Source organism: Paucimonas lemoignei, assembly GCF_004342585.1.
Lineage (GTDB): Bacteria > Pseudomonadota > Gammaproteobacteria > Burkholderiales > Burkholderiaceae_D > Paucimonas > Paucimonas lemoignei.
In genome coordinates this window covers 340,344-355,936 of record NZ_SLZQ01000002.1, presented here as the reverse complement: position 1 = coordinate 355,936, position 15,593 = coordinate 340,344, and the positions used below count along the sequence as shown (strand labels likewise).

Annotated in this window: 14 protein-coding genes; 6 read left to right on the top strand and 8 right to left on the bottom strand. The window is 60.2% G+C overall.

Annotated elements, in window-relative coordinates; genetic code table 11:
* The first annotated feature begins 138 nt into the window (after positions 1–138).
* Positions 139–1,482, top strand: coding sequence for an alpha/beta hydrolase family protein (locus tag EDC30_RS04895; protein WP_243656652.1), 1,344 nt, complete (start codon positions 139–141; stop codon positions 1,480–1,482).
* Between the two features lie 154 nt (positions 1,483–1,636).
* Here EDC30_RS04895 and pcaC read toward each other — a convergent pair whose 3' ends face one another.
* Positions 1,637–2,029, bottom strand: coding sequence for a 4-carboxymuconolactone decarboxylase (pcaC, locus tag EDC30_RS04890; RefSeq protein WP_424446897.1), 393 nt, complete (start codon positions 2,027–2,029; stop codon positions 1,637–1,639).
* Between the two features lie 294 nt (positions 2,030–2,323).
* Here pcaC and EDC30_RS04885 point away from each other — a divergent pair, with 294 nt between their 5' ends.
* Positions 2,324–4,489, top strand: coding sequence for a YgiQ family radical SAM protein (locus tag EDC30_RS04885; RefSeq protein WP_243656664.1), 2,166 nt, complete (start codon positions 2,324–2,326; stop codon positions 4,487–4,489).
* Positions 4,490–4,524: 35 nt separating this feature from the next.
* On the opposite strand, the gene EDC30_RS04880 is transcribed toward EDC30_RS04885, so the two are convergent.
* Positions 4,525–5,685 (bottom strand): HPP family protein, encoded by a 1,161-nt coding sequence (locus EDC30_RS04880; RefSeq protein ID WP_243656651.1) that lies wholly within the window; start codon positions 5,683–5,685, stop codon positions 4,525–4,527.
* Between the two features lie 140 nt (positions 5,686–5,825).
* Between EDC30_RS04880 and EDC30_RS04875 the strand changes: the two genes are divergently transcribed.
* From EDC30_RS04875 to EDC30_RS04860, 4 genes are all read left to right on the top strand, one after another.
* Positions 5,826–6,248 (top strand): MarR family winged helix-turn-helix transcriptional regulator, encoded by a 423-nt coding sequence (locus EDC30_RS04875; protein WP_132257662.1) that lies wholly within the window; start codon positions 5,826–5,828, stop codon positions 6,246–6,248.
* Between the two features lie 27 nt (positions 6,249–6,275).
* Positions 6,276–8,033, top strand: a complete 1,758-nt coding sequence (locus tag EDC30_RS04870) for a chloride channel protein (protein ID WP_132257661.1) — start codon at positions 6,276–6,278, stop codon at positions 8,031–8,033.
* A gap of 86 nt (positions 8,034–8,119) precedes the next feature.
* Complete coding sequence (locus EDC30_RS04865; RefSeq protein ID WP_132257660.1) at positions 8,120–8,476, top strand: hypothetical protein; 357 nt, start codon at positions 8,120–8,122, stop codon at positions 8,474–8,476.
* Between the two features lie 84 nt (positions 8,477–8,560).
* A complete protein-coding gene (locus tag EDC30_RS04860; protein WP_132257659.1) occupies positions 8,561–10,573 on the top strand; it encodes a TonB-dependent receptor in 2,013 nt (670 codons plus the stop codon).
* Between the two features lie 13 nt (positions 10,574–10,586).
* On the opposite strand, the gene EDC30_RS04855 is transcribed toward EDC30_RS04860, so the two are convergent.
* The 6 genes from EDC30_RS04855 to EDC30_RS04830 all read right to left on the bottom strand — a co-directional run bounded on the left by EDC30_RS04855 (position 10,587) and on the right by EDC30_RS04830 (position 15,521).
* A complete protein-coding gene (locus EDC30_RS04855; protein ID WP_132257658.1) occupies positions 10,587–11,351 on the bottom strand; it encodes a Mut7-C RNAse domain-containing protein in 765 nt (254 codons plus the stop codon).
* 31 nt (positions 11,352–11,382) lie between these two features.
* The gene (phaP, locus tag EDC30_RS04850; RefSeq protein ID WP_132257657.1) at positions 11,383–11,940 is read right to left on the bottom strand and encodes a TIGR01841 family phasin; all 558 of its coding nucleotides are present in this window, start codon (positions 11,938–11,940) and stop codon (positions 11,383–11,385) included.
* 107 nt (positions 11,941–12,047) lie between these two features.
* The gene (locus EDC30_RS04845; protein ID WP_132257781.1) at positions 12,048–13,307 is read right to left on the bottom strand and encodes a TIGR03862 family flavoprotein; all 1,260 of its coding nucleotides are present in this window, start codon (positions 13,305–13,307) and stop codon (positions 12,048–12,050) included.
* Positions 13,308–13,318: 11 nt separating this feature from the next.
* On the bottom strand, positions 13,319–14,044 hold the full coding sequence (locus tag EDC30_RS04840; RefSeq protein WP_132257656.1) for a pseudouridine synthase: 726 nt from the start codon (positions 14,042–14,044) through the stop codon (positions 13,319–13,321).
* A 75-nt stretch (positions 14,045–14,119) separates the two neighbouring features.
* Positions 14,120–15,040, bottom strand: a complete 921-nt coding sequence (locus EDC30_RS04835) for an RluA family pseudouridine synthase (protein ID WP_243656650.1) — start codon at positions 15,038–15,040, stop codon at positions 14,120–14,122.
* Between the two features lie 16 nt (positions 15,041–15,056).
* Positions 15,057–15,521: a CYTH domain-containing protein gene (locus EDC30_RS04830; RefSeq protein WP_132257655.1), complete on the bottom strand. Its 465-nt coding sequence runs from the start codon at positions 15,519–15,521 to the stop codon at positions 15,057–15,059.
* Positions 15,522–15,593: the final 72 nt, after the last annotated feature.

The window sequence follows — 15,593 nt, the reverse complement described above, 5'->3', positions numbered from 1 at the left end:
AATTCTTACGGGATATAGCTGTCTACACGAAATATTGTGTGAGACAAATTTCTTGCAGTGATTCCCTGAGCTCCGGCTGGGAATGCATGACCTGAGCAAGACCTGTCTTTTTTCGATTTTGCAAAGCCATACGCCTCTATGCCTCATCTGACTGCCACACCCCGTTCCACCGCTCGACGCTTGAGCCTGGTTTTCCTTTTTGCCTTTGCTGCCATTCCCGCCATGGGCCTGGTTGCGCAAGGCTCCATTGCGCAAGTGCCGCACGCTGCGGCAGCGGCAGTCGCAACCGTGACCGCTCCTGCGCCCGCGGCCGCTCCAGTCGAACCGCAACATGTCAGCCTGGATTCGACATTGAATGAAGAAATCGTCATGGTGCCGGTGCATGGTCAGCAAGTGGCATGGTGGACTGGCAAATCCAACAAGTCCAGCGGTGCGGATGTCTCGGCGGCGACCAGCAATGTGCCGGCCGAACCGGCAAAGCGCAGCCGCAGCGGCGAACTCGAGACGACCGTCTACATGCCGCCCGGCGAAGGCCCTTTCCCGATCCTCGTGCTCAATCACGGCAAGTCGCTCGGCAACCCGCGTTCGCAGGAGCGCGCCCGCTTCCTGACCGTCAGCCGCGAATTCGTCAAGCGCGGCTATGCCGTGGTGATCCCGATGCGTACAGGCTTTTCCAAGTCGAGCGGCGAGTACGTCGAGGAATACTGCGACATGACAGCCAATGGCCAGATCCAGGCCAATGATCTCGATGACGTGCTGGCTTACGTCGCCCGTCAACCCTGGGCCGACATGCAGCGTATTCTGGTGGGCGGCCAGTCCTATGGCGGCCTGACCGCTGTGGCCTTTGCGACGCATAACTTCCCGGGCGTGAAAGGCGTGATCAACTTCGCCGGCGGCTTGAAGACCAACGGCTGCCAGTGGGAATCCTCGTTGGTGCAGGCCTTCGCCACCTATGGTGCCCAGGCCCGTGTGCCGAGCCTGTGGTTCTATGGTGAAAATGACAGCCACTTCGGCCCGGCGCTGGCAAGCCGCATGCATCAGGCCTACACCGCAGCCGGCGGCAACGCCACGCTGGTGAAATTCGGCGCGTTCAAGAACGATGCGCATGGCATGAGCGGCAGCCGCGATGGCATCAAGATCTGGCTGCCGGAAACGGAAAAATTCCTGCGCCAGATCGGCATGCCGAGCGAAGAAATTTTCAAGCTGGCCGAACCGGCTCGCCTGCCCAAGAGCGGCTATGCAGAGGTCAACAACATTGCGGCTGTGCCCTACCTGCGCGAAGATGGCCGGGAGCAGTATCGCGCCTTCCTGACCAAATCGAGCCCGCGTGCCTTTGCGCTTTCTTCCAGCGGCGCCTGGAGCTGGGTCGAGGATGGCGATGATCCGGCGGATCGCGCCATTGCGAACTGCCAGAAAAACAGCGTCTCGCCTTGCAAGCTGTATGCAGTTGACGGTGATGTCGTTTGGAGCGACAAGGTCTGACAGGGCTGCCCTGCAAGACAACATGACAACGCCGGCCATGAGCCGGCGTTTTTCATATGGCTGCCGATTTGGCAAAAAACGAGGATTGCCGCATTCTCAACACCTTGTCGGCACCACGGCGCCGCACGGGCAGGTTGATGAATGCGCCGGGCAATTACACCTTGCCGGCTTCCTTCAACACTTCGTGCGCCGCACGGAAGGCTTCCACCGCCAGCGGCACGCCGCAATACACGGTGGCATGCAGGAGCACTTCACGGATTTCATCGACGGTCGCGCCATTGTTGAGCGCGCCGCGCACATGCCCCTTCAATTCGTGCGAGCGGCCCAGCGCCGTCAGCATCGACAAGGTGATCAGGCTGCGGGTCTTGAAATCGAGTCCTTCGCGGCACCATACCGTGCCCCAGGCATTGCGCGTAATGTAATCCTGCAAGGGCTTGGTGAATTCATCGACATTGGCGAATGCCTTTTCGACAAAGGCATCGCCCATCACCTGCTTACGTACCTGCAAGCCATCCTTGTATTGGTCATCCATCGATTGCTCATCCATTTGCATTGTCCTATCAAAAAAATAACGGTGGCACGATACGCGAAGGCAGCGCCAGGGTCAACGTTACCTGTGGCTTGATCTTGTTGCATTCTCTTATCATTTGCGCATGGATGCCGGTTGAAAATCCGCCTCTTGGCAGCCTGTCATCCTGATGCGTACACCAGCCAGAAACGCCGCGGGAACCGGTGCTTTCAGGCGCTTTCCTGTACAATCCGGCCCATGATGCAAGCGCCGAAAAACCTCACCGCCTACGTCCCGAAAGGGTCCCGTCCTACCCCCGCTCCGTTCCTGCCGATGTCACGCAAGGAGATGGATGCGCTCGGCTGGGATTGCTGCGACATTATTCTCGTGACGGGCGATGCGTATATCGATCACCCCAGCTTCGGCATGGCGCTGATCGGCCGCCTGCTGGAAGCGCAGGGTTTTCGTGTCGGCATCATCAGCCAGCCGGACTGGCATTCGGCGGAACCATTCCGCGCCTTGGGCAAACCGCGCCTGTATTTCGGCATCACCGCCGGCAACATGGATTCGATGGTCAACCGTTACACGTCCGACCGCAAGATCCGTTCCGAAGATGCCTATACAGCGGGCGGCGAACCGAACAAGCGCCCGGACCGCGCCCTGACCGTGTATGCGCAGCGCGCGCGTGAAGCCTTTCCCGGCACGCCCATCGTCGCCGGCAGCATCGAAGCCAGCCTGCGCCGCATCGCCCATTACGATTATTGGTCCGACAAAGTGCGCCGCTCGGTGCTGCTCGATTCCAAGGCGGACATTCTCATCTACGGCAATGCCGAGCGCGCCTTGCTAGATCTTACGCATCGCCTGGCGGCGGGGGAATCGATCAAGACGATCCGCGACTTGCGCGGCACCGCCTTCATGGTGCCGGCCGGCTGGAAGCCTTCTGACGACTGGACCGAAGTGAATTCGACCCGGGTCGACACGCCGGGCAAGGTCGATGCGTACATCGATCCCTACGCGATGACGCCGGCCAAGGAAGAAAGCTGCGCCACTACAGCCGCCAAGGCGGGCGAGCCGGAAGTCAAGCCGGTCAAGATCATGACCCGGGAAGAGCGCCAGGCCGCGCTGAAGGAAGCGCGCGGCAAGACCGTGGTGCGCCTGCCCTCTTATGATCAGGTCAAGGATGACCCGGTGATGTATGCGCATGCCTCGCGCGTGTTCCATATCGAATCCAACCCGGGCAATGCGCGCGCGCTGGTGCAGAACCACGGCGACCGCGATGTCTGGCTGAATCCGCCGCCGCTGCCGCTGGCGATGGAAGACATGGATTACGTCTACGACATGGCGTATGCGCGTGCGCCGCACCCAAGCTACGGCAAGGCAAAGATTCCGGCCTGGGACATGATCCGTTTCTCGGTCAATATCATGCGCGGCTGCTTCGGCGGCTGCACATTCTGCTCGATCACCGAGCACGAGGGCCGCATCATCCAGAGCCGCTCGGAGCCATCCATCCTGCGCGAGATCGAAAACATCCGCGACAAGACCAAGGGCTTCACCGGCGTCATCTCCGACTTGGGCGGGCCAACCGCCAACATGTACCGACTCACTTGCAAGGACAAAGCGATCGAGGAAAGCTGCAAGCGTCCTTCCTGCGTGTATCCGAGCATTTGCGTCAATCTGAATACCGATCACAGCAAACTGATCCAACTGTACCGCAAGGCACGCGCCATTCCCGGCGTCAAAAAGATCCTGATCAGCTCGGGGCTGCGCTATGACCTCGCCGTGCGCTCGCCGGAATACGTCAAGGAATTGGTGACGCACCACGTCGGCGGACTCTTGAAGATCGCGCCCGAGCATTCCGAGGAAGGGCCGCTGTCGAAGATGATGAAGCCGGGCATGGGCGCCTATTACCGCTTCAAGGAATTGTTCGAGAAATATTCGAAGGAAGCCGGCAAGGAACAGTACCTGATCCCCTACTTCATCGCCGCCCATCCGGGCACGACCGATGAAGACATGCTGAACCTGGCGCTGTGGCTGAAGCAGAACAATTTCCGCCTCGACCAGGTGCAGACCTTCCTGCCGACGCCGCTCGCGACGGCGACAACCATGTATTACACGCGCAAGAATCCCTTGCGTAAGGTCTCGGAGGACTCCGAAACGGTGGAGACGCCGCGCCTGGGCAAAGTGCGCAAGCTGCACAAGGCTTTCCTGCGTTATCACGATCCGGAAAACTGGCCGATCCTGCGCGAAGCGCTGCAGCGCATGGGGCGTTCGGACCTGATCGGCAGCGGCGAGCGTTGCCTGGTGCCGCGCAATGCCGCGCCGACGCCGGCGCTGGCGGCAATCGAACGACGCAAGGAAACGCCGGGACCGGCCAAGGTGGCGAAGAAGTTCGGCATCATGAAACCGCGCGACGGCGCTGCCATCGCACGCACGCCGGCAGGGGCTAGGCCGCAGCAGCGCAAGTCGGCTGCCACGCAGTCGCGCGGCAAGCGCAAATAATTTCTTCGTTATTGCGCCGGCCTCGCGAGGCGGTGTCAGGCGGCGGCTGTGGTATCGGCAAGCCGCCCGCGATACAGCGCACCGATCAAATCGGATTGCGTCAGCATGCCAACCAACCTGCCCTCATCATCGACGACCGGGACATGGTGCTTGCCTTGGTTCGACAGCATGGGAACCAGTTCGACAATATGCATTTCGGCGTGAACCGCCTGCACGGTCGAGGTCATGATCTGCCCAATGACTTCCGGTTTGTCGGAATGCGTATGCAGAGTCCGGCGGATAAGCTTGCGTAATTTGGCGTCGAAACCAGCGTGGATATCCAGGTTGGCGTGCCGCATGAAATCCATCAGCGTCACGATGCCGATCACGCGACGCGCGCGGTTAATCACCGGCAGCGCCTTGATGTGATGCCTGCGCATCAGCATCCATGCTTCTTCCAGGGTCGTGCCGAATTCGGCTGTGATCACATCGCGCGACATGATGTCGCCGCAAGTGATTTCACCGAAGCGGCGGCGATATGCATGCATCTCCGTCTGCATGAACAATGCAGCCAGGTCGTCGCGGCTGACGTCGACGATCTGCCCTTGTTCCTTCAGCACCGCATCCAGGTCATCGAGCGTGAAGCCAAGCCGATCGATCGGCGGCACATCCTTGGTGCCATGCTGCTGCGCGTGGCTGGCTGGCGCGTGAGGATAGCGGCGGCCCAGCGCATTGTTGAAAGCCAGCGCGGCCAAAAGAAGAAATAAAGAATTAACGCCCACCGGCCAGAATACAAAATCATAGCCTGCCGCATGCACAGCCGGGCCGCCGAGCACCGCCGTCAGCGCGACCGCGCCGCTCGGCGGATGCAGGCAGCGCAAGCCGAACATGGCGCCGATGGCCAATGCGCCGGCAGCGCTGGCCGCCAGCATCGGATCGCCGATGAACCTGGCGCAAGTCACCCCGATCGTCGCCGATACCAGGTTGCCGCCGATGATAGACCACGGTTGCGCCAGCGGACTCGACGGTACCGCAAACAGCAGCACAGCCGACGCCCCCATCGGCGCGACGAACCAGATGTTCAAGTCACCGAGCGCATATTTGCTGCTCAGCTGCGCCAGCAGCAGCCCGATGCACGCGCCGAGACAGCCATACAGCTTTTCCCGCTTACCGGCGATGATGGGCGGCGGCATAAAGCCGCGCAGCCACGCGTTCAAACCAACTATCTGCATTTCATTCTGTTTCTGTGAGTGTTGTATCGCCGGCATAAATCGAGATCGGACGAAAAAGCCGCAAAATATATCATGACGTGATATATTTGTCGATTTTTCGCATCGACCGCATAGACGTCCCAGCAATGCCGCTTTCAAAAAAACAATATGAAGCCTTATCCGAATTCCGCTATCAGCTGCGGCGCTTTTTGCACTTCAGCGAAACCGCCGCGCACGCGGAAGGGCTCACGCCGCTGCAATATCTGGTGTTGCTGCATATCCGCGGTTTTCCCGGAAGGGACTGGGCCAACGTCAGCGAACTGGCGGAGCGCCTGCAAATGCGGCATCACGGCGTCGTGGCATTACTGACGCGCTGCGAAGAAGCCGGCCTGATCGTCCGTGAAAAGAGCCAGGCAGACCGTCGCCAGGTCGAGGTGCGGCTGCTGCCGTTAGGCGAGCGATATCTCGAAAAGTTGGCGAGCCTGCATGAAGCCGAGCTGAAATCCTTACGCGGCACGTTCCAGGTGGCGCGGATTACTGCCTTCAACGATCTCGACAATCAGCAATAGTTACCAATCAAAGTGGATCTGAACCATATGTCTATCACCAGACTGCACCAGGATGCCGCACGTCCTGCCCTCAAACGCGACTACGCTGCGGACCATAGCCTGATCCTGCTCTCGCTTGCAGCGCTCGTCATCGGCGCGCTCAGCACTGTCGCCGGTTGGGTTCTGCTGGCGCTCATCCGCTTCTTTACCAATTTGTTTTTCTTTCAAACCCTGTCGTTTGCCGAACGCGCGCCCGCTCATCACACCCTCGGCGCCTGGGTCATCCTGCTGCCAGTGGCAGGCGGCTTGCTGGTCGGCCTGATGGCGCGCTATGGCAGCGACAAGATCCGCGGTCACGGCATCCCCGAAGCGATCGAAGCCATCCTCTTCGGCAAAAGCAAGATGTCGCCCAAGGTCGCTATCCTCAAGCCGCTTTCATCCGGCATCGTGATCGGCAGCGGCGGGCCGTTCGGCGCAGAGGGGCCGATCATCATGACCGGCGGCTCGCTGGGATCGCTGATCGGGCAGTATCTGCACCTGACCGCGGCGGAACGCAAGACGCTGCTCGTCGCCGGCGCGTGTGCCGGCATGACGGCCATCTTCGGCACGCCGGTGGCGGCTGTCCTCCTGGCAGTGGAATTGATGCTGTTTGAATTCCGTCCGCGCAGCTTGCTGCCGGTTGCCCTGGCCTGCTCGGTGGCCGCGTTCATCCGGCCGTTCTGGTTCGAAGCCGGCCCCTTGTTTTCCATGCATACCGCGCCTGTCACCACCATCGCGCTGCTGTCATGCATCCTTGCCGGCCTGGCTTGCGGCGGCTTAGCGTCGCTCTTGACCCATGCGCTTTACAAGGTCGAGGATTGGTTCGGCAAATTGCCGGTGCATTGGATGTGGTGGCCGGCGATCGGCGGTCTTGCCGTCGGTATCGGCGGCTATTTCGAGCCGCGCGCCCTGGGCGTCGGCTATGACGTCATCGGCGATTTGCTCAACAATCGCTTGCTGCTGGCGACCGTCGCCTCCCTGCTGACGGTGAAGGCGGTCATCTGGGTAATCGCCCTGGGATCGGGTACCTCGGGCGGCGTGCTCGCGCCACTGCTGATGATGGGAGCAGGTCTTGGCCTCGCACTGGGTCACGTGCTGCCGGGAGGAAGCCCGTCGCTGTGGGCGCTGGTTTGCATGGCCGGCATGCTGAGCGCCATCATGGGAGCGCCGCTGACCGCCGTGGTTTTTGCCGTCGGCATTACGCATGACAGCGGCGCATTGCTGCCATTGCTGCTGACTTCGGCAGTGTCATATGGGTTGCATGTCCTGACGATGCGGCGCTCGATCATGACGGAGAAAATCGCCCGGCGCGGCCGGCATATCTACCGTGAATACGGCGTCGACCCACTGGAACGCTGGCATGTCGAAGATCTCATGACGCGAGAAGTGATGACCATCGATGCCGACACGCCCGTCGGCGAAGCGGCCCGGCTTTATTTCGGAGCCGACCAACGCCACCGAAGCTATCCAGTTGTCTCCGCAGGCCGTTTGCTGGGCATGATCGACCGTGAGCTCCTGCAGACCGCGAGCTCGCCGGCGATGCCTTGCCGTGAGCTGGTATGCCGCGATGCCGTGACGCCGGTAGCGCTGCCCGGTGAGGCGGCACGGACCGTCGCCGGCCGCATGGCCCTGGGCGGATACGAGCGTTTGCCAGTCGTCGACGGGAGCGATCGCATGCACTTGATCGGCTTGATCAGCCGCAGCGATATTTTAAAATCCGGCCACGACGCGTTTGTGGAAGAAACCGTGCGAGAAAAGTTGCGCTAACACCCAGTAGCCGGCGCCATAGGCATCATTTGATCGCATGGCTAATGCTATGATACGCATAGCTCACATTCCCTCGCCTGCGGCACATGCGACCCAATCAACCAACAGCGCGCCCGACTTCGCTGACCACCGCATTGGTGGTCCTGGCGATGCTGTGCGCGCAATGGGTTGGCTTAGCGCATAGCATCGCGCATAGCGGCAGCAAGCAAGAGTCCCCCTACTTTTCCCTGTATGTATCGGCGCCGGACACGGGCGGAGATAAATTCTCCGCGCACTCCTGCGTGCTATTCGAAGCTGCCGCCATCGCCGCATCCCTTGCGACGCCGACAGTCAACCTGACACTGCCACTCAGTGTGCATGCACTGGCGCTTTGGCTGGCCTTCGCCTCCTGGGATGCGCCTTTCCTCTGCCACTTCTCTCCGCGCGCACCGCCTGCCGTTTGATTTCCCTGATTTAGCGATCTTTTCATGATGCGACTGCCCCGCATGGAGGTATTCGCTCGCGCACTCATTTTTTAGGAAATCAGCATGGAATTTCAACGTACGCCCATGGCGCGCGCGATCATGGCTACTGCCGCCGCGTTGCCGCTCGCCGCTTTCGCCCAAACCGATACGCAAACCCTCGCCCCCGTCGTGGTACACGCCACCCCGTTCAGCGCCAGCGAAGACTCGCAAATCCTGACGCCTGCCAAGATCCTGACTGGTAACGAGCTGCGCGACAAGCTCGGCAACACGCTGGGCGAAACGCTGTCTCACGAGTTGGGCGTGTCCGCATCGGCTTTCGGCGCGGGCGCTTCCCGCCCGATCATCCGCGGCATGGAAGGTCCGCGCGTGAAGATTCTGCAAAACGGCATGTCGGTCTCGGATGTATCCAGCCTGTCCAACGATCACGCCGTCGCTGCCGACTTCGGCACGGCACGCCAGATCGAAATCCTGCGCGGCCCGGCGGCACTGCTGTACGGTTCCGGCGCCATTGGCGGCCTGGTCAATATCGTCAACGAGCGCATCCCCACCATGCTGCTGCCCAGGCCGACTGGCGAAGCAGAGGTGCGCGCCAGCTCAGCAGACCGTGGCAAGGCTTTTTCCTTCAGCGCCGACGGTGCTGCCGGCAAGATCGGCCTGCATCTGGATGCCCAGACGAACGAAACGGATGATTACCGGATTCCCGGCCTGGCCAACCCCGCCGATCCCGCATCCGCTTCCGGACGATTGCCCAACTCCTTTACGCGCCGACAGAATCTGGGACTCGGCATCTCGCACGTGGACGACTGGGGCCATATCGGCGCCTCGATCGGCGTGCTCGACGACCACTATGGCATTCCTACCGATGAACGCGCTTACATCGACCTGCATAAAAAGCGCTTCGATGTCGATGGCCTTTTCCATGAGCCGCTGCCCTGGCTGTCTTCGATCAAGCTCAAGCTTGGCGCGACCGATTACCGACACACCGAAAAAGAACCGGATGGCACGCCCGCCACCGACTTTCTCAACCGCGCGGTAGAAACCCGTATCGAAGCCACGCACGTGCCGCTCGCAGGCTGGCAAGGCAGCTTTGGCCTGCAAACCGAGTATGGCAATTATTCCGCCTTGGCTGCTGACACCGGCGCTCCCAACGCCGTGCCCAAAACCCGTTCGACATCGATTGCCGGCTTTCTGGTCGAGGAACGCGACTTCGGCCCGGTGCGCGTCAGTGCCGGTGCGCGGCTGGAATCCGTCAAGCGCGATCCGGATGCGGCTAGTGGGTTCGCGCAGCGCAGCTTCACGCTGGCGTCGTACTCGCTAGGCAGCCTATGGCAATTCATGCCAGGCTATGGAGCCGGCCTTACCTACTCGCTGGCGCAACGCGCGCCCAGCACCGAAGAACTGTATTCCGGCGGGCCGCATGAATCGACCGCGACGTTCGACATCGGCGACTCCGCGCTAACGAAAGAAACCTCGCGCAATATCGAACTCAGCCTGCAAAAAACCGAAGGCTTGGTGCGCTGGAAAGCCAACCTTTTCCATAATCAGGTCAGCAATTTCATCTATGGCCGCACCACGGGCGTCACTGTCGACGAGGATGGTGGCGCCGATCCAACAGGTGAATTCACCCAGCGATTCTGGTCGCAGGGCGATGCAGTCATTCATGGCGCTGAAGCCGAAATCAGTTACAACCTGCGCGGCGAAGGCTGGTCGGTGCGCGGCTTTGCCGACACCTCGCGCGGTCGCCTGGAAGGCAACGGCAGTCTGCCGCTGCAACCCGCCACGCGCTACGGCATCGACCTGGGATACCGGCAAGGGGCGTGGCGCAGCGGCCTGTCGGTATTGCACGCGCAAAGGCAAGACCGCCTGGCATCGTTTGAAACCTTTGCCACACCAGCCTATACGCAGGTCGACGCCAACCTGTCCTGGAAAAAGAAATATGGCAGCACCCGGCTTACCTGGTTCGCCCTCGCCAAGAATCTGCTGAACGAAGATATCCGCGTCTCCACATCCATACTGCGCGACCGCGCGCCGCTGGCCGGCCGCAATCTCGTACTCGGCATGCGGGTGAATTTTTAAAACCAGCGTGGCATCAGTTGGCAGGTATGGCCATGCAGGTGACAGTCAGTAATGTATCGATACGACGGCGCATGCGTGTCACGTGGGATCCTTCCCAATACACATGACCGCAGGCCTCGCAGCGCCGGAAATCCTCGTGCAGGATGGCGCTGCGGGGCGGCACCTGCTGCGCCACTTCTTTCCTGGATACCGTCTCAAGAACGCCATTGCAATCCAGGCAGCGCGACAAGGGCTTTGCCTTTTCGGCGAGGCGATATCGCCGCATAATTTCCAACAGCTGGGTATCGCTGTCGGTGGAGTAAAGATAAGCGCCGCGCACAATCGGCTTACGCATCAACAGGTCACGATCGCGGGTCAGCACGATCCGATTCTCTTCCACCGCGAGACGGACGATTTCATCATCGGAAAAATCGTTGCGGTATAGAGCGTCGAATCCCAGCATGCGCAAGTCGCGCGCCAGCCGGCCCATGTGGGCATCCGCGACAAATGCCGGCGGGCCCGCAGGCTGCAGCAGTATCGGCATTGGCGCATCGTCTCCCAGATGCAGGAAGCCGGGATAGACGCTGACACAATCCTGGTGGCACAATCGATAGGAAAAATCCACCGGCTCGCCATTCACCAGGATCAGTGCCACTTCGGTGTGCGGCACGCCGAAGACTTCAATCATATGCTTGACGCTGGCATCCCTCGCGCATGCGTGTTCAAACGGCCGCTGCCGGTATGGCGGCGCCACGAACACATTCAACTCGGCATAGAAACGGAACCAAGCTCTTGTCACGATATGCAGGCCCGCGAAGGACAGGATTGTCTTACCCTGCGCGCGCAACACTCCTGAAGGATTGATCAAACTGGCGTGCAGCGGCGATGAAATTCGTCTCGAGCGTATCGAGGACCTGGCGGCTGGCGTGCGTAACACGCTCGAATCCGGCATTGGCATGGTCGAAGCTTAAGCGCATCATCGGAATCAGGCGGCCATATGCACCGGGATTACTGCGCGACACATCCGCCATCAATTCGACGACTTCGGTATTGGTTTCGGTAATCTGCACGCCCAGAAGTCCAATCAATTCGGATTGCGTACCCACGGCGATGCCGGCGACGTTGCAGGCATACGATGCCGCCTTTCTGGATGTTGCCTTTGCCTGGTTGGTCGCCATGTCGGCAAAATCCTGCGCACTATTTGCCCACAATCCCACGCGCAGCATCTCTTCCGTTTCATGCAAAGACCGTTGCGCAACGCGCGCATTCAGATCGGCGAATCGTTGCGCGCCTTCCAGAAGCTTATGGCCCATGGCGGTATGCAAATCGACTTGCGTTTCCATGCATCCCTGGCTTGCATCAGAAAAATGATCGCGCTTTGAAAACATTGCCTTCTCCTTTCGCTTCCATGATTCATTGTAGAAGTCAGGACAGTGAAATCAAGAATAAATTCGTGCAACGCATCAATCGAGGTCAATCATCCTTCATTCACGCATTATTGATTGGCACCAGGAACATTCCGTAGCCATGCAAGCATGCCTTGCGCCGCTGCACGGCCGCTGGCAAAGCACCCTGTCAACAAATACCCGCCGGTAGGCGCTTCCCAATCCAGCATTTCACCGGCACAAAATACGCCAGGCAAACGTCGCAACATCAAATTCTCATCTAACGCTTCGAAACGCACGCCGCCAGCACTGCTGATCGCCTCATCGATCGGACGCGTGGCAACAAGGCGTAGCGGCAAGGCCTTGATTGCCGCAGCGAGTTTGCCAGGATCGGCGACATCTTCCTTGCTCAGGCATTCACGCAGCAATCCCATCTTGACGCCGGCAATGCCAACGCGGCTCTGCAAGTGGCTTGACAGCGAGCGCGAACCTCGCGGGGATGCGACTTCTTCCATCACGCGCGGCAACGGCTTGCCGGGCGCGAGGTCGACATGAACGAAGGCTCTGCCATCACGGGCAATCTGTTCCCGCAACGCCGACGAAGCCGCATACACGAGGCTGCCTTCGATACCGCTATCGCTGATGACAAATTCTCCCTGGCGCCGCACTTCTGCACCATTCTCATCCGTCCAGGCAAACGCCACCGACTTGACGGGATGGCCGGCGAAACGCTCGCGAAAATGAACGCTCCACGGCAGTTCAAATCCGCAATTCGCCGGGCGCAGCGACGACACTTCGACGCCGCGTTGCGACAGCCATGGCATCCAGGCGCCGTCCGAGCCCAGACGCGCCCAGCTTCCCCCGCCCAGCGCCAGCAGCACTGCCCTTGCATGGACTTCCATCTCGCCAGATGGCGTGGCAAACCGCAAGCCGCCGTTTGCGGCATCGCTCCATCCCAGCCAGCGATGACGCATATGAAATTGCACGCCCTGCGTGCGCAGGCGATGGAGCCAGGCGCGCAACAGCGGCGCCGCTTTCATGTCGACCGGGAAGACGCGCTTGGAAGAACCGATGAAGGTGGCAATCCCCAGGCCATGCACCCACTCCCGCAGCGCGTCAGCGTTGAATGCATCGACCATGGGGGCAATGTATTTTCGGCGACTGCCGTAACGCGACAGCAAGGCCTCATGCGGCTCGGCGTGGGTCAGGTTCATGCCGCCCTTGCCAGCCAAAAGAAATTTCCTTCCGACCGAAGGCATGGCGTCATACACATGCACTTCCAGTCCATGCGCGCTCAGCACTTCGGCCGCCATCAGCCCTGCCGGTCCGCCTCCTATCACCGCCACGCTTGAAGTGGAAGACTGCATCATCGTCTCCTCGGTCAAGACGATGCCGGCGTCAGCAATTCCAGCTGCGCCTGGTCGAGATAACACCATTCTCCTTCTTCCAGCTCCAGCGTATCGAGCTCGAGGCCGCCGATGGCGGTACGGCGCAATGCGCTGCAATGATTGCCGGCAGCCGCCAGCATGCGTTTGACCTGGTGATACTTGCCTTGCTCGAGCACGATCTCCAGGCGGTGCTCGTCCAGCATCCGGCAAGTGACTGCCGCCAGCGGCGCCGGCTCGTCATGCAATTGCACACCGCTCAGCAATTGTGCAATCAATTCCGGCGTCACCGGATCATGAGTGGTCGCGACATACAGTTTCGGCACATGGCGCCGTGGCGAAGATTGCGCATGGATGAACGCGCCGTCATCCGACAGCAGCAGCAAGCCGGTGGTATCGTGATCCAGCCGCCCTACCGGCTGCACATCACGCCAGGTAAATTGTTCCGGCAACAGGCTGAGCACGCCGGGATGATGACTAGGCTTGCGCGAACACTCATAGTTGGCAGGCTTGTTGAGCGCGATGTACACATGCTCGCGATATAGCCATTCCTCATCGAACACGGAAAAATTCAGGTTAGCGGTATCGAAGCTGGCGCGGTAATCGGCGACTACTTCACCTGAAACCATGACTTCGCCATCGGCGATCAACTGGCGGCAATACTTGCGGGTGCCGAATCCCTGCGATTGCAGGATACGGTCAAGACTTAATCGAGAGCTCATGGAAAATTCGGATAAAGCGGAATTAGCTGCGGAACAAGCGGCATTGTATGCCGCAACGCGATTCAAGGCGCGGAACTAAGGTACAAAATTCAGGCTTCTTTCACTGACAAAGTGCCTCATCGCGCCTGTGATCGGGTCGGTAAAGCGGATTTCTCGCGCCAGCAGTTGCAACGGCCTGGAAACATCATCGCCTTTGCAGGGCAGCGCCACCGGATAAAACGCATCGTTCACAATCGGCATGCCGAGCGCCGCCATATGCAGGCGAATCTGGTGCTTTCGTCCGGTAACAGGGTGTAAGCGATACAGGCTCAATTCACCAAGGCACTCCAGCACCTCGATATGGGTTTCGGAATTCGGCTCGCCTTCCACTTCCGTCATGCAGATGAAAGGCTCGCCATCGACCATCCTGCTGCGCCGGACCAGTGGAAACGTCAGGTCAGGCCGCGTCGGCGCCAGCGCTTCATAAACCTTGTCCATCGCCCGCTTCTGAAACAGGGACTGGTAAATGCCGCGCGTGGCGAGGTTATGTGAAAACAGCACCACTCCCGCCGTTTCGCGGTCAAGGCGGTGAATCGGGGTCAGGTCCGACAGGCCGGTCTTATGCTTCAACCGCACAAGCAGCGTCTCGCGCACGAAACGCCCGGTCGGAATCACCGGAAGAAAATGCGGCTTGTCGGCCACCAGAATATGCTCATCCTGGTACAGGATGGTTTCGGCAAAAGTAATGGGTGTTTCATGCGCCAGCTCGCGGTAATAGAAAATGCAGGTACCGCGCCGGTATGGGCTGTCGGGCCGCAGCCGAGTTCCCTCCAGATCCACGACTTCGCCGCGTTCCATGCGTGCGGCCCACTCAGCCTCGCTCACCGCCGGGAAACGCGCCGCCATGAAAGCCAGCACGTTGGGCCAGTTGCCCTCGCCCAGCCATACATGGCTCGCCGACACGCCATCCCGCATCGGCAATGGCGACGCCACCTTTCTGCGCTTGGACCGGCTCATGATGCAACCTGCGGATTCACCATTGGTTGAAGGGATGGGCAATCAGGCTGGAATTATAATAACGCGCGTCGCCGGTGACTTCACTGCCCACCCAGTCAGGCAGCTCGACAACCTGATCGGCGCTATCCAGCTCCACTTCCGCCACGACCAGGCCGCGATTCTCGCCAAAGAACTCGTCGACTTCCCAGCGCAGGCCCTTGTATTCCACGATATAGCGATGCTTTTCGATGAGCGGCTTGAGGCACAGGTCATCCAGCATCGCCGCAGCGTCTTCCAGCGGAATTTCGTACTCGAATTCCGGGCGGGCGATGCCGCTCCCCATTCCCTTGATCGTCATGAATGCCCGATCGCCGGCGATACGCACGCGCACGGTACGCGCCTTGTCGGTGGAGAGATAGCCCTGGCGGTACAACACGCTATTTGCCGCGGCCTTCCACGCATTGCCATTAACAAGGAATTTACGCTCGATTTCGATGCCCATGACTCGCCCTTACTGAATGAAGCAAGAGGATAGCAAAGATTGGCAGCGGTGGCGTCGATGCGACGGACTTCC

What these genes read in the sequence shown, in the direction of transcription:
- EDC30_RS04895 (WP_243656652.1), top strand. Translation starts at nt 139, where the DNA reads ATGCCTCATCTGACTGCCACACCCCGTTCCACCGCTCGACGCTTGAGC.
- pcaC (WP_424446897.1), bottom strand. Translation starts at nt 2,029, where the DNA reads ATGGATGAGCAATCGATGGATGACCAATACAAGGATGGCTTGCAGGTA.
- EDC30_RS04885 (WP_243656664.1), top strand. Translation starts at nt 2,324, where the DNA reads ATGTCACGCAAGGAGATGGATGCGCTCGGCTGGGATTGCTGCGACATT.
- EDC30_RS04875 (WP_132257662.1), top strand. Translation starts at nt 5,826, where the DNA reads ATGCCGCTTTCAAAAAAACAATATGAAGCCTTATCCGAATTCCGCTAT.
- EDC30_RS04870 (WP_132257661.1), top strand. Translation starts at nt 6,276, where the DNA reads ATGTCTATCACCAGACTGCACCAGGATGCCGCACGTCCTGCCCTCAAA.
- EDC30_RS04865 (WP_132257660.1), top strand. Translation starts at nt 8,120, where the DNA reads ATGCGACCCAATCAACCAACAGCGCGCCCGACTTCGCTGACCACCGCA.
- EDC30_RS04860 (WP_132257659.1), top strand. Translation starts at nt 8,561, where the DNA reads ATGGAATTTCAACGTACGCCCATGGCGCGCGCGATCATGGCTACTGCC.
- phaP (WP_132257657.1), bottom strand. Translation starts at nt 11,940, where the DNA reads ATGTTTTCAAAGCGCGATCATTTTTCTGATGCAAGCCAGGGATGCATG.
- EDC30_RS04845 (WP_132257781.1), bottom strand. Translation starts at nt 13,307, where the DNA reads ATGATGCAGTCTTCCACTTCAAGCGTGGCGGTGATAGGAGGCGGACCG.
- EDC30_RS04840 (WP_132257656.1), bottom strand. Translation starts at nt 14,044, where the DNA reads ATGAGCTCTCGATTAAGTCTTGACCGTATCCTGCAATCGCAGGGATTC.
- EDC30_RS04835 (WP_243656650.1), bottom strand. Translation starts at nt 15,040, where the DNA reads ATGAGCCGGTCCAAGCGCAGAAAGGTGGCGTCGCCATTGCCGATGCGG.
- EDC30_RS04830 (WP_132257655.1), bottom strand. Translation starts at nt 15,521, where the DNA reads ATGGGCATCGAAATCGAGCGTAAATTCCTTGTTAATGGCAATGCGTGG.